This is a genomic window from Sphingomonas suaedae (genome assembly GCF_007833215.1).
Lineage (GTDB): Bacteria > Pseudomonadota > Alphaproteobacteria > Sphingomonadales > Sphingomonadaceae > Sphingomonas > Sphingomonas suaedae.
Window position 1 is genome coordinate 3,685,850 of sequence record NZ_CP042239.1, and the last position, 22,360, is coordinate 3,708,209.

22 protein-coding genes are annotated in these 22,360 nt (G+C 66.7%); 3 read left to right on the forward strand and 19 right to left on the reverse strand.

The window, feature by feature from the left end; all coding sequences use genetic code 11:
• Nucleotides 1-40: 40 nt before the first annotated feature.
• From FPZ54_RS17410 to FPZ54_RS17465, 12 genes are all read right to left on the reverse strand, one after another.
• Nucleotides 41-1,474 (reverse strand): hypothetical protein, encoded by a 1,434-nt coding sequence (locus FPZ54_RS17410; RefSeq protein ID WP_145849083.1) that lies wholly within the window; start codon nt 1,472-1,474, stop codon nt 41-43.
• 138 nt (nt 1,475-1,612) lie between these two features.
• Nucleotides 1,613-2,014 (reverse strand): hypothetical protein, encoded by a 402-nt coding sequence (locus tag FPZ54_RS17415; RefSeq protein ID WP_145849084.1) that lies wholly within the window; start codon nt 2,012-2,014, stop codon nt 1,613-1,615.
• A gap of 22 nt (nt 2,015-2,036) precedes the next feature.
• Complete coding sequence (locus tag FPZ54_RS17420; protein ID WP_145849085.1) at nt 2,037-2,570, reverse strand: demethoxyubiquinone hydroxylase family protein; 534 nt, start codon at nt 2,568-2,570, stop codon at nt 2,037-2,039.
• A complete protein-coding gene (locus tag FPZ54_RS17425; protein WP_145849086.1) occupies nt 2,567-3,034 on the reverse strand; it encodes a disulfide bond formation protein B in 468 nt (155 codons plus the stop codon). The genes FPZ54_RS17420 and FPZ54_RS17425 overlap by 4 nt, the downstream gene beginning before the upstream one ends.
• 8 nt (nt 3,035-3,042) lie before the next feature.
• Nucleotides 3,043-4,383, reverse strand: coding sequence for a S41 family peptidase (locus tag FPZ54_RS17430; RefSeq protein ID WP_145849087.1), 1,341 nt, complete (start codon nt 4,381-4,383; stop codon nt 3,043-3,045).
• 91 nt (nt 4,384-4,474) lie between these two features.
• On the reverse strand, nt 4,475-5,668 hold the full coding sequence (locus FPZ54_RS17435) for a murein hydrolase activator EnvC family protein (RefSeq protein WP_145849088.1): 1,194 nt from the start codon (nt 5,666-5,668) through the stop codon (nt 4,475-4,477).
• Nucleotides 5,669-5,670: 2 nt separating this feature from the next.
• Nucleotides 5,671-6,093 carry a 23S rRNA (pseudouridine(1915)-N(3))-methyltransferase RlmH gene (locus tag FPZ54_RS17440; RefSeq protein ID WP_145849089.1) on the reverse strand — a complete coding sequence of 141 codons (423 nt, stop codon included), beginning with the start codon at nt 6,091-6,093 and terminating at the stop codon, nt 5,671-5,673.
• 107 nt (nt 6,094-6,200) lie between these two features.
• Nucleotides 6,201-6,524, reverse strand: coding sequence for a ribosome silencing factor (gene rsfS, locus FPZ54_RS17445; protein ID WP_145849997.1), 324 nt, complete (start codon nt 6,522-6,524; stop codon nt 6,201-6,203).
• Nucleotides 6,525-6,615: 91 nt separating this feature from the next.
• Nucleotides 6,616-7,236, reverse strand: coding sequence for a nicotinate-nucleotide adenylyltransferase (locus FPZ54_RS17450; protein WP_145849090.1), 621 nt, complete (start codon nt 7,234-7,236; stop codon nt 6,616-6,618).
• The gene (locus FPZ54_RS17455) at nt 7,233-7,514 is read right to left on the reverse strand and encodes a type II toxin-antitoxin system RelE/ParE family toxin (RefSeq protein ID WP_239019829.1); all 282 of its coding nucleotides are present in this window, start codon (nt 7,512-7,514) and stop codon (nt 7,233-7,235) included. The genes FPZ54_RS17450 and FPZ54_RS17455 overlap by 4 nt, the downstream gene beginning before the upstream one ends.
• Before the next feature lie 5 nt (nt 7,515-7,519).
• A complete protein-coding gene (locus FPZ54_RS17460; protein WP_145849092.1) occupies nt 7,520-7,768 on the reverse strand; it encodes a CopG family ribbon-helix-helix protein in 249 nt (82 codons plus the stop codon).
• A 31-nt stretch (nt 7,769-7,799) separates the two neighbouring features.
• Nucleotides 7,800-9,056 carry a glutamate-5-semialdehyde dehydrogenase gene (locus FPZ54_RS17465; RefSeq protein ID WP_186456822.1) on the reverse strand — a complete coding sequence of 419 codons (1,257 nt, stop codon included), beginning with the start codon at nt 9,054-9,056 and terminating at the stop codon, nt 7,800-7,802.
• Nucleotides 9,057-9,128: 72 nt separating this feature from the next.
• Here FPZ54_RS17465 and FPZ54_RS17470 point away from each other — a divergent pair, with 72 nt between their 5' ends.
• A complete protein-coding gene (locus tag FPZ54_RS17470; protein WP_145849094.1) occupies nt 9,129-10,184 on the forward strand; it encodes a DUF3667 domain-containing protein in 1,056 nt (351 codons plus the stop codon).
• Between the two features lie 28 nt (nt 10,185-10,212).
• Here the strand turns inward: FPZ54_RS17470 and FPZ54_RS17475 are convergent, their stop codons facing one another.
• Together FPZ54_RS17475 and FPZ54_RS17480 are read right to left on the reverse strand one after the other, a co-directional pair.
• On the reverse strand, nt 10,213-10,593 hold the full coding sequence (locus tag FPZ54_RS17475) for a hypothetical protein (RefSeq protein WP_145849095.1): 381 nt from the start codon (nt 10,591-10,593) through the stop codon (nt 10,213-10,215).
• Nucleotides 10,587-10,940 carry a hypothetical protein gene (locus tag FPZ54_RS17480; protein ID WP_239019624.1) on the reverse strand — a complete coding sequence of 118 codons (354 nt, stop codon included), beginning with the start codon at nt 10,938-10,940 and terminating at the stop codon, nt 10,587-10,589. The genes FPZ54_RS17475 and FPZ54_RS17480 overlap by 7 nt, the downstream gene beginning before the upstream one ends.
• A 138-nt stretch (nt 10,941-11,078) precedes the next feature.
• Between FPZ54_RS17480 and FPZ54_RS17485 the strand changes: the two genes are divergently transcribed.
• Nucleotides 11,079-12,779, forward strand: coding sequence for an Hsp70 family protein (locus tag FPZ54_RS17485; RefSeq protein WP_145849097.1), 1,701 nt, complete (start codon nt 11,079-11,081; stop codon nt 12,777-12,779).
• Nucleotides 12,780-12,789: 10 nt separating this feature from the next.
• Nucleotides 12,790-15,111 (forward strand): J domain-containing protein, encoded by a 2,322-nt coding sequence (locus tag FPZ54_RS17490; protein ID WP_145849098.1) that lies wholly within the window; start codon nt 12,790-12,792, stop codon nt 15,109-15,111.
• Between the two features lie 5 nt (nt 15,112-15,116).
• Here the strand turns inward: FPZ54_RS17490 and ftsH are convergent, their stop codons facing one another.
• The 5 genes from ftsH to ptsP all read right to left on the reverse strand — a co-directional run bounded on the left by ftsH (nt 15,117) and on the right by ptsP (nt 22,329).
• The gene (gene ftsH / locus FPZ54_RS17495; protein WP_145849099.1) at nt 15,117-17,075 is read right to left on the reverse strand and encodes an ATP-dependent zinc metalloprotease FtsH; all 1,959 of its coding nucleotides are present in this window, start codon (nt 17,073-17,075) and stop codon (nt 15,117-15,119) included.
• A 69-nt stretch (nt 17,076-17,144) separates the two neighbouring features.
• Complete coding sequence (tilS, locus tag FPZ54_RS17500) at nt 17,145-18,176, reverse strand: tRNA lysidine(34) synthetase TilS (protein WP_145849100.1); 1,032 nt, start codon at nt 18,174-18,176, stop codon at nt 17,145-17,147.
• Complete coding sequence (locus FPZ54_RS17505; protein ID WP_338419529.1) at nt 18,139-19,068, reverse strand: tetratricopeptide repeat protein; 930 nt, start codon at nt 19,066-19,068, stop codon at nt 18,139-18,141. The genes tilS and FPZ54_RS17505 overlap by 38 nt, the downstream gene beginning before the upstream one ends.
• A 74-nt stretch (nt 19,069-19,142) precedes the next feature.
• The gene (locus FPZ54_RS17510; RefSeq protein WP_145849101.1) at nt 19,143-19,940 is read right to left on the reverse strand and encodes a helix-turn-helix domain-containing protein; all 798 of its coding nucleotides are present in this window, start codon (nt 19,938-19,940) and stop codon (nt 19,143-19,145) included.
• A gap of 106 nt (nt 19,941-20,046) precedes the next feature.
• On the reverse strand, nt 20,047-22,329 hold the full coding sequence (gene ptsP / locus FPZ54_RS17515; protein WP_145849102.1) for a phosphoenolpyruvate--protein phosphotransferase: 2,283 nt from the start codon (nt 22,327-22,329) through the stop codon (nt 20,047-20,049).
• Nucleotides 22,330-22,360 lie beyond the last annotated feature (31 nt).

The window sequence follows — 22,360 nt, forward strand, 5'->3', positions numbered from 1 at the left end:
TCTCCTCTGGCCGATCAAACCGCCCGGAGCGTCGCTTGTTTCACCCGCGACTCATTCTCACGCCCCAGGCCCGCGCAAACAGCACGCCGAGGATCGCGGCGAGACCGAGATAGAGGGCCATGCCCGCCAGCGGCGACCAGCCCCAGAATTCGTTGGGGATGGTGCGAATCTCGCCCGCCAGGAAGCGCGGCAGGATGAACTGGGTGAGCGGGGCCGGAAAGTCGAAGGGCGCGAGAATTTCGGTTGAGGCGACCATCAGGTTGATCGCGATGCTGGCGACGAGGAAGCCCAGACCCAGCCATTTCTCGATCCGATTGGCGCTGCCCCAATATGCGGCGAGACCGACTGCCAGATAGGCGATCGCCGGTAGCGCGTGGCGCGGTCCGGTGGCATTGCCGCCGTCCCAATAGACATAGGCGGCGTGATAGAGGAAGCACAGCACCGCTCCGACGATCGCCACCGCGCCGATGTCGCGCCGTGCCGGATCGCGCAGCAGCGTCCAGACGCCGAACGGCGCGAGCGCCAGCACCGGCGAGACCCAGACGATGCCGCGCCGCTTGCCGATCAGGAGTTCGTACAGCACGTCGAGCTTGGGATAGGTCAGGCCGAAAAAGCCCTGCTTCATCCCTTCGAACCCCACCACGCCTGAATAACCGGTCTGGAACGGGTCGCCAAAGGTCGCGATGTTATACGTGAAGAGCGGGATCGCAGCGATGAGCCCGCCCCCCATTGCCAAACCGAGCGTGCGCAGTTGTGCCGGGCGATCCCAGTGACGCAGGCGCCAAAGCGCCCAGAGCGCGATGGGGCCGCCGGTCAGCACCGCGCTATGTTCGACCACCACCGCCCAGCCGAGCGCGAGGCCCGCGATCAGCGTGTGGCGCCCGGGACTGGCCCCGCTGCTCCCCTTCCACACCGCCCAGAGCGCAATCACGAACAGGGCGGTGGTCGCGGCGTGACCGAAAAAGGTGGTGGTCCAGCCCCAGACGATCGTGCCGAACGCGAATCCGGTCGCCGCGAACAGTCCTGCTGCGCGATTGCGGGTCATACCCGTTCCCAGATCGAGCAAGGCGAGGGCGGCGAGCGCGGTCAGCACCGCGCCGGTAAAGGCGATGGCGATCCGCATCCGCAGACGCAGGAACGCCTCGGCACCCGGATCGAACAACCGGTGCGCGATATCGAAGCTGGTCCGGTCGGTGATCCAGTTGGTCGCCGCGACGAAGGGCAGCGCCATCAGCGTCATGCCCGGCGCCTTGTCCATATAGAGGTGGCCGTCGAACTGCGCCTTGTCGATCGTCATGTCGCCGAAATCGTCGATCCGGGCACTGCCGGTTTCGGCAATGGCGGTAGCGGCGAGGATCCGGGTCGCGCTGTTGGGATTGAATGCCCAGGAGCCGAACCAGACGCAGGACAGCCAGACCAGCACGAACAGCAAAGCGGGCGCGTGCCAGCGCCGCCGCGAGAACACCGAACTCATCTACACTCCCCGCACGAACAAGGAGCGCGCCCGTTAGCGGTTGACGTCCGACAGGACAACGCGCGTTTGGCATTTGGTTCAGCAAAGCGGAAACGGTGCCGTGATTCAGCGCCGCTGAATCCGACCCTCAAGTGAGCCTCAGTCGGGCAGAACCTGTTCCGCCTTCTTACGGCGGTCGGCTTCGGCCTTGCCCGCCTGAATGTCGCGCGTCGAACAGCCGATGCCGCCGCCCGGCCCAACCGTCGAGCAACTGCCGATGCCGGTATCCCCCGCCGTCAGCGCCGAACGCTGACGTACCGCCCAGCTTTCGCGGGAGGGGGCAACTTCCTGATCGCGCAACTCCTGCGGAATTCGGAACCGCTCCCCGGCGGGGCGGCGGACGCAGACGACGATCTCGTCGCCATCGGCATTGGTCGGGCATTTATCATCGCCATAAATGACGAGGACGCCATTCTGGGGCGCGTTCTGCGCCGCAGCGGGGAACGCGGGAACAGCGAGGGTCGCCGCAGCCGCTGTCAGGGAAAGCAGGATCGTCTTCATTTTCATCGACTCCTCGCGGCCGTCAGACCCGTTTCGATACCGCGATCGCGGCCTTGCAAGCCAGCCGGATCACTCCGGCGAGCAGCGGATAGGCGGGTGCGGTCTCGGCCCCCGCCGCCAGCGCCGAATCGCGATGTTCCAGTTCTTCGGCGCGGAACTCGGCTACCGCTGCGGCCAGTTCGGGGTCGTCCGCGCCCAGCGCCTCGAGCTGTTCCTGATAGTGGAGATCGATTTCGGTCTCCACTGCCACGGTGCACGCCATCGCCGCAGTCGGTCCGATGGCTGCCGTCGCCGCGCCCATCGCAAACCCGGCGATGTTCCAGATCGGCTGCAGCGCAGTCGGCCGCACGCCGCGCTTCGCGATCAATGCATCGAAATAGGCGCGGTGCCGTTCCTCCTGGTTCGCCATGCCGGAAATCGCGCGTGCCATGTCGTGGCGGTCGCCCATCACCGCGAGCTGCCCCGCATAGATGCGCGTCGCGCCATATTCGCCGGCCTGATCGACGCGAATCATCGAGTCGACATCGCGACGGGGATCTCCCGGCTTCCACTTCATCTGCGGCGACCTTTCAGCATCAGCAGTGCGATCACCAACGCACCACCCAGCGAAAAGATCGCATTCCACCCGGCCAGCGACACTCCGTACAAGTCCCAGGGTGCAACGTCGCAGCGGATCAGCGGCGCATTCAGGATCGCATCGAGCGCGTTGCCCCCGGTCGCGAAATTGGTCGCGCAGCGGGTCAGCCCTTCCCACCAGCCATATTCCACCCCGGCATGGAAGGCGCCGATCGCCCCGCTGATCGCGATGGCGAGCGTCGCCATCCACACCAGCGGATCGCGTGCTGGGCGGACGACGAAGGACAGCGCCGCCAGCACGATGGCGGTATAATGCGGCCAGCGTTGCCACATGCACATCTCGCACGGGAACAAGCCAAAGCCATACTGACTGGTCAGCGCCCCCGCGATCAGCCCGAGCGGGATGAGCAGTGCGAGCAGCTGGGCGGTGCGGCGGGGCGGCATGGTGGGCCCTAGCGCTTCCCGGTCTTGGCCGCGCCGCCGCCCGCCATGCGCGCGGGCGCGGCGGTGCGGGCGATGGTTTGCAAGGCATAATGGAGCTGGAAGTCCTTGATCCCCTTTTTCTCCAGTTCCTCGGCAGTCGCGGCGAAACGCGGATCGGTCTTGGTGTCTTCCTCGAGCACCGCGTTATCGACCTTGGTCTCGTTGATGAGATGGCGGCGCAGATCGGCCTCGCGGAACACCGGACGCGACTTGTAATCGGGGTCGGAAATCTGCGGCACGATCAGGTCGGGTTCGATCCCGCCCTCCTGCACCGACCGGCCCGAGGGCGTATAATAGCGTGCGGTGGTCAGGCGCAGTGCGGTGCGCGGCCCCAGCTGGAGCAAGGTCTGCACCGATCCCTTGCCGAAGCTCTTTTCGCCCAGCACCAGCCCGCGATGATGGTCCTGCAATGCGCCAGCGACGATCTCTGAAGCCGAGGCGGTTCCGGCATCGACCAGCACGACGAGCGGAAGCCCGCGCGCCAGATCATCGGCCTTGGCGTACCAGCGTTCGATCTCCGATTTGTCGCGCCCGCGCTGCGAGACGATCTCGCCGTGCGAGAGGAAGGCGTCGCTCACCTCGATCGCCTGGTCGAGCAGCCCGCCGCCATTGCCGCGCAGATCGATGACATAGCCCTTGGGCTTGCCGCCCAGCTGCTTCTCGATCGCCGCGATGCCGGCGCGCATGTCCGACGCGGTGCTGGCGCTGAAGGTGTTGATGTTGAGGATGCCGATGCCGTCCTGCACCTCCCACTTCACCGCTTTCTGGACGATGGTCTCGCGGGTCAGTTCGAGTTCCAGCGGCTTTTCGCGCCCGGCGCGGACGATGCGCAGCTTGATCTTGCTGCCCGGCTCGCCGCGCATCTGGCTCACCGCCTCGTCCAGCGTGCCGCCATAGATCAGCTTGCCGTCGATATGCGTGATATAGTCGCCCGCCTTGATCCCCGCGCGCCAGGCGGGGGTATCCTCGGTCGGGGTGATGACCTTGACCGCGCCATCCTCCATCGTGACCGAGAGGCCGAGGCCGCCATAATTGCCGTCGGTCTGCAGCCGCATATTGTCGAACGCCAGCGCGTCGACATAGGAGCTGTGCGGATCGAGGCTGGCGAGCATCCCGTCGATCGCCCCCTTGATCAGTGTCTTGTCATCGACCTTCTCGACATAATCGGCCTTCACGCGGGTATAGACGTCCATGAAGGCGTCGAGTTCGCGATAGCTGGAGGTGTCCACGCTCGCCATCGCGCCGGTGGTGACCGGCACCAGTGCGAGCGCGCCGACAGCGGCGGTGACCTGAAGGACGGGACGGATCATACGCGTTACTTTCCTGGGCAGGGCTTTGGGGGACAGGATAGACCGGAACGGCGTGGCGGCAAAGCGGCAAGCGCGCGGCGGCGATACGGCATCAGTCGAGCAGCTGCGCCAGATCGACCGGCCGGCCCTGACGGCGCAGCTCGACGGTGATCCGCGGGGCATCGACCTGCGGCGCCCGCCCGATGGGCGCGCCCTGAATCACGTCGTCGCCGACGCGCACCATCACCCGGTCGAGCCCTGCGACCAGCGAGGTCCATCCCTTGCCATGATCGAGGATCACGATGTTGCCATAACGGCGGAAGCGTCCGGCATAGATCACGCGCCCGCCGGTCGGCGCGACGATCTGCGCGCCCGACCAAGTGGCAAGGGTGAGGCCGCGCGAGCGCACGCCGGTATCCGATATCTCGCCCAGCCCAGTGACGACGCTGCCCGCGACCGGCAGCCGATAGGGCGGCGGCCCGCCGCGCGCGGGGGGCGGCGCGGCGGCGACTTCGGCATCGCCCTCATCGGGACGGGGCAGGGGGCCGGGCAGCGCCTCCAGCGCGGCACGCGTCTCCGCCGCCTCGCCCAGCGTATCCATCAGGTCGACCAGATCGCGCGCCTGTTCGCCCAGCGCCAGTGCGCGATCCGATTCGAACATCGCGTCGCGACTGTATCCGGCGGATTTCAGCCGATGCTCGGCCTCCGCACTCACCAGCGCGAGCCGTTCGGTCTGCAACCGTGCCCGGCCATCAGCGAGGCTTTTCACCGCCGTCTGCGCGCCTTCCCGCAGGCGGCGGGTGCGCGCGACTTCGGCACGAATGTCCGCAGTGCGCTCGCGCATGATCGGCGTGACCGCGCCCAGCACGGCGCGGACATGGACGATGTCGCGGGTCGAACCGGGCTGGACCAGCCCCAGCGCCGCCGGGCGACGCGCAAAGGACTGGAGCGCGGCGACGAGGCGCGTGATAGGGCCCTGGCGCTCGGCGAGCCGGGTGCGCTGACGAGCGAGCATCCGATCGACGATCGCGATCCGCGCGCGGGCGGCGGCGATCTCCGCCTCGGCAGCCTGGATGCTCGCGGCGATCGCAGCCTCGCGCGCTCTTGCCCGGCGCGCGCTGTCGCGCTCGTTCGCGGCGGCGCGCTGGAGTCGGCGCGCGCGCGCCTCGGCATCCTTCGCCGCCTTGTTCGCGGTCTTGAGCTGATCCTGCTGCTCGGCGAGCGTCGGGGCCTGTGCCTGGAGCGCGGCAAGGCCGACCCCGCCCGATGCGGCAATCGCCAGTGCGGCGGGAAGGAATCGGCGCACCCTTATCCCTCGCGGTGATAGGGATGGTTGGAAAGGATACTGGTCGCGCGCCACAATTGCTCGGCCAGCATCGCGCGCGCCATCATGTGCGGCCAGGTCGCGCGGCCATAGGAGATGAGCATGTCCGCCTGCGCGCGCGCTTCGTCATCGAACCCGTCCGCCGCGCCGATCAGGAAGCGCGTTTCGCGCACCCCGTCCTCGCGCCACGCCTGAAGCCGCTCGGCAAAGACGCGCGAGGGGATATTCTCCCCCTTTTCGTCGAGCATGACGATGCGTGTACCGGGTTCGGTCGCGGGCAGCTTGCCGCCGGTATCGGGCAGTTCGGTAACGCGGGAGGGCCAGGTGACGCGCTTGAGATAGCGGTCCACCAGTTCGGCCTCAGGGCTGCGGCCGATCTTCCCGCGCGCGACGATATGCAGCAGCACGGGTCAGTTCTGGGTTACGGCACCAGCCCGCTCCCCCACCCGGCCACCCAGCGATAGCGTGATATGGGTGGCCGGGTGGGGGAGCGGGCTGGTGCCGGACCGTATCATCAGGCGTTGCCGGCGGCAGGCGTGTCGCCGAACGCCCACATGCGCTCGAGATTATAGAAGCTGCGTACCTCGGGCCGGAACAGATGGACGATGACGTCGCCCGCGTCGATCAGCACCCAGTCGGCAGTGGGCAGGCCCTCGACCCGCGGGCTGCGGCCGAACTCGGCCTTGATCTTCTCGGACAGCTTCTGCGCCATCGATGCGACCTGGCGCGTCGATTTGCCGCTGGCGACGACCATATAGTCGGCGATGCTGCTCTTGCCCGCCAGCGGGATGGATACGGTCTCGACCGCCTGATCGTCGTCAAGCGAGGTGAGGACCATCCGATGCAGCGCCTCGGCGCCATCGCTGACCGCGGCCTGTGCGGCGGCGGGGGCATCGGTGTGTGGGGAAGCGGGCAAGGGGACTCCTGGGCTAAGCTAAGGGGTGCGTCGCGGCGGCGCGGACGCGAGTAAATCGCCGGTGCCAGCCGGGGTCGGCGGCGCGCAGGCGGGTCGCCGAAGTCGGGTCGGGGCGGAAGCGCAACAGCACCAGGGCCGGCAAACTCCACTTCGTCCAGTTCTTCGCCTGGCGTGCGGGCCGCAAATAACGCCGCAGCCAGCCCATGGCAGAACTTGCATGGGCGTCGCGATCATAGCCGGGGCGGGCGATGACCGCAATCGGAACCTGTCGCGCGATCTGTCGCCATCCGCGCCACTGATCGAACTGCGCGAGATTGTCGGCGCCCATCAGCCAGATGAAGCGATGCCGGGGATAAAGGCGCGGCAATTTGGTCAGCGTATCGACGGTGTAGCGGGTCTTGAGCCGCTTCTCGACTGCAGTCGGGCGGATCGGCGCGTGGCGCGCCATCGCCCGCGCCGACGCCATCCGCGCGGCAAAGGGCGCCATGCCCTTTGCCTCCTTGAGTGGATTGCCGGGCGACACCATCCACCACACTTCATCCAGATCCAGCGCGCGCAGGGCATGGAGCGAGATCGCGCGGTGGCCGCGATGCGCCGGGTTGAACGACCCGCCGAGGAGACCGATGCGTTTCACGGTTCCAGGCCAATCCAGTCCGATCGCTCATGCACGACCCGGCGAATTTCGAGCCGAACGGATGTGCTGGCATAGAATAGCAGGAATGGTGTTTTCCGCACATGCCATTTGCGAATGCCCTTGCGCGGTGTGGGGCTGCCGATGTCGGGATAATCCAGCAACGCCGACGGCGCCTGCTCGATACGCATTAAAACTTCGAGCGGGAGCGTTGGGTCCAGTTCGCGATATTCGGCGGCGATGCGATAGAGGTCCCGCCGCGCTGGAAACGACCAGATCACTTGTCTCAAGCGGCGTCTCGCTGCCGCATTCCCTTGATTTCCGCCATCAATTCTTCGTGCGTCAAATATTCGCCGCGTTCGATGGCATCTTCGCCTTCCTGCAGGAAATCGAAGAACTCAGTTTCGTTCTTCACATATTGTTTGACGGCTTTAGCGACGAGCCAGGCGCGTGAGCGCTCATGATATTCTGCGAGCTTGTCGAGACCGGCGAGCGTATCCGGATCGAGTCGGGCGGTGACGACAGATGTCTTCATGCATCAAATGTATACAGATAACGTCGATGACTCAAGGACGCGCCTGTCCGCTCCCGCGCACCACCCATTTATAGGTCGTCAGCCCCTCCAGCGCGACCGGGCCGCGGGCGTGGAGGCGGCCGGTGGCGATGCCGATCTCTGCGCCCAGCCCGAATTCGCCGCCGTCGGCGAACTGGGTCGAGGCGTTCCACATCACGATCGCGCTGTCGACCGTGTTCAGAAACCGCTCGGCGGTCGCCGCATCCTCGGTGATGATCGCATCGGTGTGGTGGCTGGAATGGCGGGCGATATGCGCCATCGCATCCTCGACCCCGTCGACCAGTGCGACCGACAGGATCGAATCGAGATATTCGGTGTCCCAGTCGGCCTCGCTCGCAGCGCCAATGCGCGGATCAATCGCGCGGACGTCCTTGTCGCCGCGCAATTCGCACCCCGCCTCGATCAGCGCGGCCAGGACCGGCGCGGGACCGGCAAAGCCGCGGTCGATCAGCAGCGTCTCGGTCGCGCCGCAGATGCCGGTGCGGCGCATCTTGGCATTGACCGCCAAGTCGCGCGCCATATCGGGGTCGGCGGCGCGGTCGATATAGCTGTGGCAGATGCCGTCGAGATGCGCGAGCACGGGCACCCGCGCTTCTTCCTGCACCCGTGCGACCAGGCTTTTGCCCCCGCGCGGGACGATCAGGTCTATCGCGCCATCGGCTTTCAGCATCGCGCCCACCGCCGCGCGGTCGGTGGTGGGGACCAGTTGGACCGCGTCGGCGGGAAGGCCCGCATCGCCCAATCCGCGCGCGAACGCCGCATGGATCGCGCGGTTGCTGTGCGCCGCTTCCGATCCGCCGCGCAGGATCGCGGCATTGCCGCTCATCACGCACAGCGCCGCCGCATCGGCGGTCACGTTGGGGCGGCTCTCATAGATGATACCGATCACCCCGATCGGCACGCGCACGCGGCTGAGTTTCAGGCCATTGGGACGGGCGCTCGAATCGATCACGGCGCCGACCGGATCGGGGAGGGTAGCGACCGCCTCGACGCCCTTTGCCGCGCTCTCCAGCCGCGCCGGATCGAGCCGCAACCGATCGAGCAACGCGCCGGACAGACCGTTCGCCGCGCCCGCCTCCACGTCGCGCGCATTGGCGGCGAGGATCGCATCGGCATCGGCGCGGATGGCGGCGGCGGCGGCGCGCAGCCCCTGGGCCTTGTCTGCGGTCGGCAGCCCGGCCAGACGGGTTGCGGCGTGGCGGGCGCGGGCCCCCATGTTGGCGATCAGAGTCTCAGCGTCCTGTTCCATCCGGCTCAGCTATCATGCTGCAACTGCAAAGTCCCTATCGCGCGGACTTTTCCAAGCTGATAGATGGGCTTCATGGGGGAAATCGACGCAGCTGGCGATCTCGTCACCGGTACGCTGATGGGCCGCGCGGTCGAGCGCGATTCGCGTGCGGGCGAGGATCATGGTCCCGGCATCTGCCTCAATTGCGGGGCCGAACTGGTCGGGCCGCATTGCCATCGGTGCGGCCAGGTGGGGCATGTGCATCGCACGATCGGCGCGATCTGGCACGAGATCCTGCACGGCGTCGTCCATTTCGAGGGGAAGCTGTGGAATACGCTTCCGCTGCTGACCTTCCGCCCCGGCGAACTGACGCGCCGCTACATCTTCGGCGAACGCGCGCATTTCGTGTCGCCGATGGCGATGTTTCTGTTTTCGGTCTTCACCATGTTCGCGGCGATGCAGATCATGGGCGTGTCGCCGCCCACCGATCTGGGCAGCAGCGCCCAATTCGAACAAACGATCAACTATGCCCGCACCAACACGGCCGAGGCGCTCGCCGATGCGCGGGAATCACGTGCCAAAGCGGAACCGGGCAGTGAGCGCGCGCAGAGGCTCGATCAGCGCATCGAGAAACTATCCGCCGATCTCGCCGATTTACAGCGCATTCCAATGTCGCTGGGTGAACGGGCGGGCTATGCGCCGCGGTTCAAGACCGGGTGGAAGCGGCTCGACGAGGGAATCGAGAAAGCAGAGAAGAACCCCGGCCTCGCGCTCTACAAGCTGCAGACCAACAGCTACAAGTTCAGCTGGGCGCTGATCCCGCTGTCGATCCCGTTCGTCTGGGCGCTGTTCGCGTGGCGACCGCGGTTCAGGGGTTATGACCACGCGGTGTTCGTCACCTATTCGCTCGCATTCATGTCGCTGCTGTTCATCGCGCTACTGATCGGTTCGGCGCTGGGGCTGGCAAGCGGCGTGGTATCGACCCTGGCGACCTTCGTGCCCCCGGTCCACATCTTCTTCCAGCTCAAGGGCGCCTATCGTCTGCGCTGGTGGAGCGCGCTGCTGCGCACCTTTGTGCTGTTGTTCTTCATCACCTTCATCGTGACGCTGTTCGCGCTGCTCCTGCTCGGGCTCGGGCTGCTGGGATAGGCCCGGGCGCAGCGACGCCTGGCGCCGTTCAGGTGCAGGGGAACAGGGCGTCCATCACCTCCCACATGGCATTTTGCAGCGACCGGTCTCGCTGGTCCGTCGGCAACGCTTTCAGCTTCGGGATAATGATGTCGGAATCGAGCACCGCCTTGCCGGGCGGCGGGGGACAGGCCGGCGCGGCCTGGCCGGACGCGGCAATGTCGACAAGGCGCTGGCGATAGCTGCTGGCCACCGCGCCCATCAGGCTGGTCACCTCCAGCAGTTCGGGATCGTCCGCCTGAGCGCCGCGTGCCTCGACCTCATCGACTTTGACGAGAAACTGACCGAGCGTGACGGTGGAGGGGGACAGGTCCTGTGCCGCTGCGGGCAGGGCGACCAGCGCGAGTGCGAGAATAAGGGGCCTCAGCATGGGAAGCGCTTCTTCATCATCGCATAAAAAGCCGATTTGACGCTCATCCCGCGCTGCGCCGCAGGGATCGCCTCGAATTCGGCCATCAGCTCCTTGCCGCCGATCTTCGCCTTGCCCTTGGGCGGCGGGCAGCTGTGGGGCGCACGTCCGGCCTTGCGCGCGGCATCCAGATCGGCGTGATAGGCGGTGGAGACGCCCTCCATCTCGGTGCGTAGCAGCTTGATGTCGGGCGATCCCATGGCAAGGATGCCCCGGGCCTTCAGCGCATTCGCCTTGGCCAGAAACTCTGCCACGCTCATTGCCTGCGCGCTTCCCGGCACGAGCGCCAACATGAGCGCTGCTATCATCGCCTTTCGCATTCGGACCTCCGCCGTCGAAATGGCGAGAAAACACGACAAGCGGCTTGAACGCCATATGAATTCGTCAGCTTCACAGCCGCGTTCCGCCCGTTAGAGTCCGGGCGATTCGACGGGGGACGCAGTGCAATGATTATCGGTATCGACCTCGGCACCACGAACAGTGCCGCGGCGGTGTTTCGCGACGGAGCTGCGGAACTGATCCCCAACCGGCTCGGGCACATGCTGACTCCCAGCGCGGTGAGCATCGACGAGAAGGGCGAGGTCATCACCGGCCTTGCCGCGCGCGAGCGGATGGCGAGCCATCCGGACGTCACCGCGATCGCGTTCAAGCGCTATATGGGCTCCCAGCGCTCGACGCGGCTGGGCAAGCGCAGTTTCTCGCCCGAGGAGCTCTCGGCGCTTGTGTTGCGCAGCCTCAAGGCGGATGCCGAAGCGTTTCTGGGGGAGGAGGTGACCGAGGCGGTGATCACCGTCCCTGCCTATTTCAACGACAAGCAGCGCAAGGCGACGCATCGCGCCGGCGAGCTGGCGGGATTGAAGGTCGAGCGGCTGGTCAACGAGCCGACCGCTGCCGCGCTCGCCTATGGCATCCACCAGCTCGCCGACGAATCGCGCTTCCTGGTGTTCGATCTCGGCGGCGGCACGTTCGACGTGTCGATCGTCGAGATTTTCGAGGGGATCATCGAAGTCCGCGCCTCGACCGGCGACAATCATCTGGGCGGGGAGGATTTCAACGAGTTGCTCGTGGCGATGATGCGCGACGCGCACGCCACTGAGTTCGGCGAGGCCGGGCGCGGCGACGATCCACTGCACCAGAAATTGCGCGAGGCGGCGGAGCGTGCCCGTCGCGCTTTGTCCGGCGGGAACGAGGCGGAGATGCGGATCGTCTGGAAGGACGCCGAATACCGCCACACCGTCACCACCGCCCTGTTCGAGGAGGCGGCCAAGCCGCTGATCGACCGGCTGCGCGAACCGGTGCTGCGATCGATGCGTGATTCGGGGCTGAAAAGCGCCGATCTCAGCGAGATCATCCTGATCGGCGGTGCAACGCGAATGCCCGTGGTGCGCAGCGCGGTGACGCGCATGTTCGGTCGCTTTCCCAACGCGACGGTCAACCCGGACGAGGCGGTGGCGCTGGGCGCGGCGGTGCAGGCCGCGCTCAAATCGCGCGATTCGGCGCTGAAGGAAGTCGTCGTCACCGATGTCTGCCCCTATTCGCTGGGGGTGGAGACCGCGCGGCGCCTGCCCGGCGGCGGGATCGAGGACGGGCTGTTCGCGCCGATCATCGAACGTGGCACCGTCATTCCGGCCAGCCGCATCCACACCTTCGGGACGATGCACGACAACCAGACCAAGGTCGAATTCGGCATCTTTCAGGGCGAAGCGCGGCTGGTCCGCGACAATGTCGAGATCGGCCGCACCTCCGTCCGCGTGCCGCGCGGTCCGGCGGGGCAGGCGGTCGATGTGCGCTTTTCTTATGACATTTCCGGGCTGTTGGAGGTCGATATCGTCGTCCCCCAGACCGGCGAGAGCGTCAGCCTGACGATCAACGACGGCAATGTCGCCGATCCGGCGGCGCTGGAAAAGGCGCGCGCGGCGCTGGCGGGGCTGAAGGTCCATCCGCGCGACGAGGCGGAGAACAAGGCGGCGATCGCGCGCGGCGAGAAATGCTATGAGAATTTCCTGGGCGATCAGCGTTACTGGGTCGGCGAACTGATGTCGCGCTTCGCCGCCGCGCTGGAGAGCCAGGACCCGCGCACAATCGAGACCGCGCGCAAGGAACTGCACAGCGCGCTCGACCAGCTGGAAGGCGAGACCTTCCTGTGAAGCATTCTGCGTGAAGCCCTGGTGGCAGGTGCTGGGCGTAGCGCGCGGAAGCGACCGTGCCACCATCCGCCGCGCCTATGCCGCGAAGCTCAAGACCACTAATCCCGAAGACGACGCCAAGGCATTTATCGCGCTGCGCGAAGCCTATGAGGCGGCGCTGCGCTGGGTGGAGTATGATTATGGCTGGGACGATGAGGAGGACGCCGACGCGGATGCCGATGCCCAGCCGGTAAGCGAAGCCCCGCCCGTCGGCGCCGTGGTGATCCCGGTCCCGGCCGATCCGCCGCCGACTGAGGCCGTCGCCGAACCGGCCTTTATCCCGCTTCCACCCGAAGCCGCGCCTTCGCCGCCGGCTGATGATCCGGCGGAACAGGCGCGCATCGCCGAAGCTGCCGAACTCGAACGGCTCAAGGCCGCGCTCGAAGCCGGGCTGCGCGGGCCGTGGTTCAAGGACAGGCCGGGCCTGATCGCCGCGTTCGAGGCGCTGATGGCCGCGCCCGCGCTGATGGAGATCGACCGGCGCGACCGGCTCGAATATTGGCTTGCTGCGCTGATCGCGGACACCATCCCACGCAGCGACGCGATCCTCAAACAGGCGATGGCGGCGTTCGGCTGGGAGGCGGAGGGCAACCACCCGCCCGCAGTGTGGCAGGTTCGCGCCCGGCTCGACGAATGGCGGATGATTGCGGGGTTCCAGGGCGATCAGCATCCGCTGCACGCCGGATGGCGCGCACTGACGCTGGGCAATGTTCCGGCATGGCGGCGGCGGCTCGGCGCGCTGCGCCCCGGCGTGACCGATCAGGTTCGGCAGCTGTTCGACCTGGCCGAGTATGATCTGCCCGGCATCGCCCATAGCTTCGAGCCACGGGCGGCCGACTGGTGGCGCGTCTATCTCGAGCGGCCGCATTTCGGCTTCGTCGAACTCTTGCTGTTGGCGCTCGGCGCACTCGGTGCGCTGCTGTTCGCGCTGGCGGGCGCGACGCCCGCGTTACGGATTGGTGGCGCCATTGCGACCGGAGCGGTGGGGGTCGGTTTTGCCCTGCTCCACTGGCGGGTGGTCGCGCCGATGCATTGGCGGCGCGCACATGCGGGCGGGGAGGTGGTGCGCGGCTTTGGCTGGCGCTTTGGCCTGTGGCTTGTCACGGTCGTCACCTTTATCGGCGCGCCGATGACTCCATGGATCGCGGGTGGCGCGATCCTGCTCGCGGTGGCCAGCGCGATCGCGATCCTGCTGCTCGACGCGGGGGAGCACGACGGCGGGGAGGTGCCGTGGAAGCGCACCGTCGGCCTCGGCCTGCTTGGCGCGCTGAGCGCTGCGGGCTTCATGGCGATGGCGGCGGCGGAACAGGCGGCATTGCTCGCCTTTTTCGCCACTTGCGGGGTGATCGGCATATGCGCGCCGACCGCGATCGGCCGACTGATCGCGCCGCGTCCGATCCTGATCGCGACGGTTGGAACGTTGGTGCTGCTCGGCGGCGCAGTGCTACGCGGCGATATCGGGGCGGCCGGGTCGTCGCTCCTATATTGGGGCGCCGCTGGCGGCACCGGGCTGTTGCTGATGAGCGGACTGCGCACCCGCGACCCCAAGGGCCGCGAGGGCGCGGTAGCCGATCTGATCGGCTGGGGATTGTGGATCATCCTGGTGTTCGCGGCCGTCTTGTCGGCACCGGACGGCAAGCGTGACAATCTTGCCCCACCGGTTCAGGTCGTGCCGGTCAGTCCGATGGCGGCGCTGGAGGAGCGGGAGCCCGGCTTCCGAGAGGTCAAGACGGGCAATCCCGAACTCTATGTGCAGGTGAAGGCGATCCGGGACGCGATCGCCGATGGAACGCGCAAGCACGTCGAGGGCGCGCGCGCGATCGACGCGCTGGTCAACGCCGCCTATCGCGCGCGCCTGCCCTTTGCTCCGGCACCGCTGATCGCCGCCGAAATGGACATTCGGCTGGCGCAGCTGCGCGAGTGGCGGGCCGGTGATCCAAGGAGCTGCAGCGGCGAAGACCGGGGAGAGGCCGCCGCTTCGCTGAGCCGCGCGCTGCAACGGCGCCATTATGCCCATGCGTTGCGCGTCGCCGCGAGCGCGCCCATGCGCGGAGACGAACTGGGCCGGGGCCGCGAAATCCCCGCCGCCGATCTCGTGCGGAGTGCCGCCAATGGCGATGCCGCAGCGGCAAGACGGATTCAGGCGGCGATGGAAGGGACCGACCCGTCCGCCAAATGCGCTGCGCGGATTGCGATCCTGGAAGCACTTGTCGCGCAAAGCGATGCGGACATCGCCAGAACGATGCGGCCCGCACTCATCGCGCGGGCCGAACCGAAATCAGTAAAGAAATAAGCGGCCTACGCCCCCTGGGGTGCCGGGTTCCCGAACGGCCCCTTGGGGCGCCGCGTCTTGGGAATCGACGTTCCGCCGACCGCAACCGGACCTTTAAGGGTCGCCGGGTCGGGGCGACCGATATCGCCATCGGCGAGCAGCTTCTTGATCTCGTCGCCCGACAGCGTCTCATATTCGAGCAACGCGCCTGCCAGCGTGTGGAGCTGATCGATATGCTCGGTCAGCACGTCGCGCGCCCGCTTCAGGCCGCCTTCGACCGTCGCCTTGATCTCGTAATCGATCAGCTGCTGCGTCTCGTTCGACATGTGCCGCGGTTGCGATGCCGAATAGCCGAGGAAGCTCTCACCCTCCGGCTGGGCATATTCGATCGGACCCAGCTTGTCGGACATGCCCCATTTGGTGATCATGTCGCGGGCAAGGCCGGTGGCGTACTGGATGTCGCCGCTCGCGCCCGACGAAACCTTGTCGTACCCGAAGATGATCTCCTCGGCGACGCGGCCACCCATCGCGACGGCGAGGTTCGCGTACATCTTGTCGCGGTGGTAGGAATAGCTGTCCCGCTCGGGCAGGCGCATGACCATACCCAGCGCGCGACCGCGCGGGATGATCGTCGCCTTGTGGATCGGGTCCGATGCCGGTTCGTGCAGGCTGACGATGGCATGGCCTGCCTCGTGATAGGCGGTCATCCGCTTCTCGTCGTCGGTCATGACCATAGACCGCCGCTCGGCGCCCATCATGACCTTGTCCTTGGCCTCCTCGAACTCCTGCATTGCGACCAGCCGCTTGCCCTTGCGTGCGGCCATCAACGCGGCTTCGTTGACCAAATTGGCGAGATCGGCGCCCGAAAAGCCCGGCGTGCCGCGCGCGATTACGCGCGCATCGACGTCGGGGGCCAGCGGCACCTTCTTCATATGGACCTGCAGGATCTTCACGCGACCCTCGATATCCGGGCGGGGCACGACGACCTGGCGGTCGAACCGGCCCGGACGCAGCAATGCGGGATCGAGCACGTCTGGGCGGTTGGTTGCCGCGACGATGATGATGCCTTCGTTCGCCTCGAACCCGTCCATCTCGACCAGCAGCTGGTTCAGCGTCTGCTCGCGCTCGTCATTGCCATTGCCGAGGCCCGCGCCCCGATGGCGGCCGACCGCGTCGATTTCGTCGATAAAGACGATGCAGGGCGCGCTCTTCTTGGCCTGTTCGAACATGTCGCGCACGCGGCTGGCGCCGACACCGACGAACATCTCCACGAAATCCGAACCCGAAATGGTGAAGAAGGGCACGCCCGCCTCACCCGCGATCGCGCGGGCGAGCAGGGTCTTGCCGGTGCCGGGCGAACCGACCAGCAGCGCGCCCTTCGGAATCTTGCCGCCGAGGCGGGCAAATTTGGTCGGGTCCTTGAGGAACTCGACGACCTCTTCCAGCTCCTCGCGCGCCTCGTCGATACCGGCGACGTCGTCGAAGGTGACCTTGCCTTCCTTCTGGGTCAGCAATTTCGCGCGCGATTTGCCGAAGCCCATCGCGCCCGACCCCGAGCCCTTCTGCATCTGGCGCAGCACGAAAAAGGCGATGCCCAGGAACAGCAGGAACGGCAGCGCCTGCACCAGCACATATTGCCAGATCGAGGGCTGTTCCTCCGGCCGCGCGCTGATCGTCACATTCTGCTTGCGCAGCGTGGGGATCAGCTGGGAGTCTGCAACGGCATTGGTGCGGAACTTGGTATCATTGTCGAAGGTGCCGGTAATGACGCTGCCTGCAACATTGACGTCCTTGACCTCGCCCGCCTCGACCTTGTTCAGGAAATCGGAATAGGCGATCGTCGGTCCCGCAGCACCGCTGGTGCGCGTGTCGAACATCGTCACGAACAGCGCCAGCGCAGCGAGAATGCCCACCCAGATGAGCAGGCTCTTCATCCACGGATTGCCGTTATTCTCGGGACCCTGCTGCTTGTTGTCGTCGCTCATGTGTCGCTTGTACCTTCCTCAGCGCACAAGATAGGCGCGCGCAGGTTAATGGCAATGGAACAGCTTCGATCAGTGTGATCGGCGCGGTGGGGCGGGGCGAAAGGTCCAGAACTCGCTTTCTGCCACCGCCATCACGCCCCCCTGCGTTGCCCCCGATCCGCGTTCGAGCGCGTCGAGGAGCGATTCGATGTTGCTTGCGCTGGAAAAGGGCGGCGTTGCGATGCCGTGCCGATCGCGCGTTTCGGCGATCGCCCGGCGAACGAGACGGCGCTGGACCTCGCGCGGCAGATCGCCGATTCGCAATTGCGGACCGGTTTCGCTCCAGCGATCCGCCCAGAACTGCGCCACGACGGCGTCGAGCGCGGCGTTGGTTTCGGCAATGTGGGCGGCGGACTGCGCCAGCGCCGCCGGATCGAGCAACTTCTGGCCCGCGAGTAGCGCGCGAAAGCGGGTGCGGTCATGGTCGGGATCGGCGTTGCTCGGGTCCTCGGTCCAGGGCGCGCCGCTCGCCGCAGTGAGCATCCGCAGCCATTCGCGTCGCCAGCCGAGCAGGGGACGCAGCACCGGGAAGCTGTCGAACCGGACCGGACGAATGCCGCTGAGGCCAGCGACTCCCGCGGCGCGGTTGAGCCGCATCAACAAGGTTTCGGCCTGATCGTCGGCATGGTGCGCGGTCAGCAGAACGGCGGCATCGATCTGCTGCATCCAGGCGAACAGCGCATCGTACCGCGCCGCGCGGGCCTGGCTTTGGATATTGCTGCCACTGATCGGCGCGGCGAGGCTCAGCGTTGCGTGCGGCACACCGATCAAGGCACAGACCCGCGCGACCATCGCCGCCTCCTGCGCAGCCTCGGGCCGCAGCCCGTGATCAACCGTCGCGGCGACCACGCGGCCGGGAAGCGCTGCCGCAGCGAGCAACAGCATCGCCATGCTGTCCGCCCCGCCCGACACCGCGAGGGCGATGCGCGCGTCATCGGCCAGCGCACCGCCAAATGCGCTGACGCACAGGCCGTCGAAATCCGCCGCGAACCGCTCGAGCCATTCCGGATCGGGCGGGTTCAGCTTATTTGCACTTGCTGGCGGAACGGCCGGTGGCGACATCCATCTTCATCGCTTCGCTGATGCGGTCGCCATAGACCTGGGTCAGCTCGTCATAGACCTTGCAGACCTCGCTCGCGGGCTTCTTCATCTTCACCAGCGCCTGGGCGAGATAATAGAGCGAATCGGCGGCGCGCTCGCCATTGGGCATCTTCTGATAATTCTCGAAGAATGCGGTCGCTGCGAGCGCGGGCTTGCCCTGGTCGAGCAGGGCGCGACCCAGCAGATTCTGCGCATAGCTCGCCCGGCGGTGCTTGGGATGCTTCTGAACCACCGTGCGCAGTTCGGCGATCGCCTTGTCATATTGTTTCGCGGACCACAGACGGAAACCGTAGATATAGCCATCCTCCGCAGGATCGTCGGTCGAGGGTCGCTCGACGCCGGCGACCGGCGTGGTCGGGCGTGTCGGCGTGCTGGTTGTCGGCCCCCCCGTGGCGGGGCGCGTTCCCGGGACGGGAGCAGACGTCTCGGCGCCGCCGACCGATGAGGCGGTATCCTCCAGCGCCTTCAGCCGGGCATCGGTCGATCGCTTATAGGCGTTGAACGCATCCTCCAGCTGGCGGATGCGGTACTGGCTCTGCTCGATCTGGCCGGTCAGGCCCGACAATTGCGATTCGAGCGCGTTGACCCGCGCGGTCAGGTCGGTGACCACGCCGCTTGCCGGGATGCCCGGTGCACCGGGCCCCTGCTGGGGCGCAGTAATCTGGGGCTCGACCGTCTGACCGGCGCCCCCCGGAAATACCTTGCGCTGCACCGCGCGCATCTCGCGCTCCAGCCGGTCGACCCGGCCTTCGATCCCGTCACGGCTGCTTTGCGCCGCAACCGGCAGCGCGACCGCTGCCATCGCCGCCAGCACCACCGCCGTCGCCGCACCCTTGCCCGGAAAACGCATCATCTTCCCCACCCGCGATACCCTTACGCTGCATTCACTATAGCATGATAATTGGCCGAGAGAATCTGACCCCAGCCTTAAGTGCCCGGCGTCGGCACCGCGCCCGCAGTCGATGCGCGCGCGCGCAATGCCTCTGCGCTCACCGGCACGTCCTTGATCGCGCGTCCCGCCTCGCCCAGCGGCGGCACGTTCGATCCGTTGATCGTCACCTGGACCGCCTCCGGACGGCCAAGGTTGATCATCGGATTATTGGCGTCGCGCGGCACATCATACCGCTCGCCTACCGCCATCTCCTTCTCGAACAAGCGCGCGCCGGTCGCATCATAGATGCGCAGCCACACAGGTTGGGTCGCGGTCAGCGTCACCTGGCCGCCGGTGAGCGATGCCGTCGGACTTGGGGTCGGCGCGGGAGTCGGTGTCGCGGTCACCGCCGGTTCGGGAGCAATCGCGGTGCCGCCACGGAACAGATCGGTGCCGTACCAAAGCGCGAGCGCGCCGACGAGCAGCAGCGCGATCGCCGCTCCCGCCCAGACGATCCCGCTGGGCGGTTCGCGCACCGGATCGGTGGGGTCATAGCTTTCATAGACTTCGCGCGCGGCGAAGGTGTCGGAAGTTTCCTGGCGCAACTCCTTGGCCAGCGCTACCTCATCCGCGCCGACCGCTCGCGCATAGGCCTTTACAAAGCCGATCGCATAGGTCGGGGTGGGCAGCCCCGAATAGTCCGACGCCTCGATCGCCTGGAGGTGGCGGAGCGGCACGCGGGTGCGCGCGGCCACGTCGGACAGCTCCATCCCCTGGGCGAGCCGCGCATCGCGCAGCTTTTCCCCTACCTTCTCCGGAAAAAGGTTCGGGGTTTCGCCGGGTTCGCCGTCCATTCAATTCCCTCCGGTCGTAATGGGCCAAGGTTCGCGCCTGCGCCTATCCTTAAAGCCATGTCAACGTGCGCACTACCTGAAATGCCCGGTTTTTCGGGCGATTCGATCAGGCAAGCTCGACTCCGTGCGCCACCGCCCACGCTTCGAGTGCTGCGCGCATGTCGCCCGGAGGCTTCGCGAGTAGCGTTTCCAGTGCGGGAGCCAGCGCGGCGCGGTCGAGCGACCGGACCATCGCCTTGATCGGACCCACCGCGGCGGGGGTGATCGACAGGCGATCGATGCCAAGGCCGATCAGTGCCATCGCCTCCAGCGGCCTTCCACCCATCTCGCCGCACACCGCGATGGGAATCCCTGCGGCATTCGCCTCGCGCGTGACGCGCCGAATGAAGCGCAGAATCGAGGGGCTGAGCCAGTCGTAGCGCACCGCCAGCTTGGGATGCGCGCGATCGGCGGCGAACAGGAACTGAGTCAGATCGTTGGTGCCGACAGACAGAAAATCGAGCCGTGGCAGCAGGATATCGAGCACTTCGGCGAGCGCCGGCACCTCCAGCATCGCGCCATAGCGGATATGCAACGGCAATTTATGGCCGCGACCCTCCAGCCAGATGCGCTGCGCTTCGAACAGCGCGCGGGCCTCATCGAACTCCCAGGGTTCCGACACCATCGGGAACATGACGTTGAGCGTGCGCCCCGCCGCCGCCTCCAGCAGCGCACGCGCCTGCACCTTCATCAAGCCTTCGCGGTCGAGCGCGAGGCGCAGCGCGCGCCAGCCCATGGCGGGATTTTCCTCGTCGCCATTCTCGTCATGGTCGAGATAGGGCAGCGCCTTGTCGCCGCCGATATCGACCGTGCGGAAGATCACCGGGCGGTCGCCCGCTGCGTCCAGGACATCCTTATACAGCCGCTTCTGCCCCTCGCGCTGGGGCAAAGTGGCGGAGACGAGGAACTGGAATTCGGTGCGGAACAGGCCGATCCCGTCGGCGCCGGTGAGGTCGAGCGCGGCGACATCGTCGCGAAGGCCCGCATTGACCATCACCGTGATCCGCTGCCCATCCTTCGTCTCCGGCGCGACATTCTTGAGCGCGGCAAAGGCGGCGCGGCGCTTCTGGGTAACCAGCAGCTTGGCGTCGAACGCCTCTTCCATCGCCAGCGACGGACGGATGACCAGCGTTTCCTCGGTCACGTCGATCAGCAGCCGGTCGCCCTCCGCGACCAGGCGGCGGATGTCCTTGACCCGGCCCAGCACCGGCACGCCCATCGCGCGCGCGACGATGGTGACGTGCGCGGTCAGCGATCCTTCCTCAAGCACCACGCCCTTGAGGCGGCGGCGGTCATATTCCAGCAGTTCGGCGGGACCCAGATTGCGTGCGATCAGGATCGAATCCTGCCGCAAGCCGAGTTGGGCCGCAGTGCCGAGCTGGCCCGACACGATCCGCAGCAGGCGGTTCGACAGGTCCTCCAGATCGTGCATCCGGTCGCGCAGCAGCGGATCGTCGATCTGCCGCATCCGCATCCGGGTGCGTTGCTGAACGCGCTCGATCGCCGCCTCGGCGGTCAGGCCGCTGTCGATCGCCTCGTTGATGCGGCGGCTCCAGCCTTCGTCATAGGCGAACATCTTGTAGGTCTCGAGGACCTCGTCATGCTCGCCCGCAGCGCCGAAATCGGCCTGGCTGGTCATCCGGTCGATCTGCTCGCGCATCTTGTCGAATGCGGCATAGACGCGATGGCGCTCGGCCTCGGTATCCTCGGCGACGGTATGTTCGATGGTGATGCGCGGCTGGTGAAAAACCGCGGCGCCCGCCGCCATGCCCTCGACCAGCTTGAACCCGGTGATCCGCGCGGTGGCGGTCGATTGCGGGCGCGTCGCCCCCCCCGTCGCGCCGGCTTCGTCGACGAGTCCCGCATTGGCGATCAGTTCGGAAAGCACCATCGCGACGGTCTGGAGCGCCTCGATCTCGACTTCTTCGTAGCGGCGCGGATCGGAATGCTGCACCGCGAGCACGCCCACCGCGCGCTCCTTGCGGATGATCGGAACGCCCGCGAAGCTGTGATATTTCTCCTCGCCCGTTTCGGGGCGATAGGCGAAGTCGGGGTGGCTGGCCGCTTCGTCGAGGTTCAGCGTCTCGACATTGCGCGCGATCATGCCGACCAGACCCTCGCCCAGCGCCAGTTTGGTGACGTGCACCGCCTCCTGCGCCAGCCCGCGCGTTGCGAACAACTCCAGCACGCCCTCGCGCAGCAGATAGATCGAACAGACTTCGCTGCGCAGCGACTCGCCGATGATCTCGACCACCGCGTTCAGCTTCGATTGCGCGGGGGTGCGCGACGCCATCACATCGTGCAGCCGCGTCAGGATTTCGCGGGCGGAGGCGGCGGCGGAAACGGGCATGGGATGGCGCTATCAGATCGTCGCGGACTGG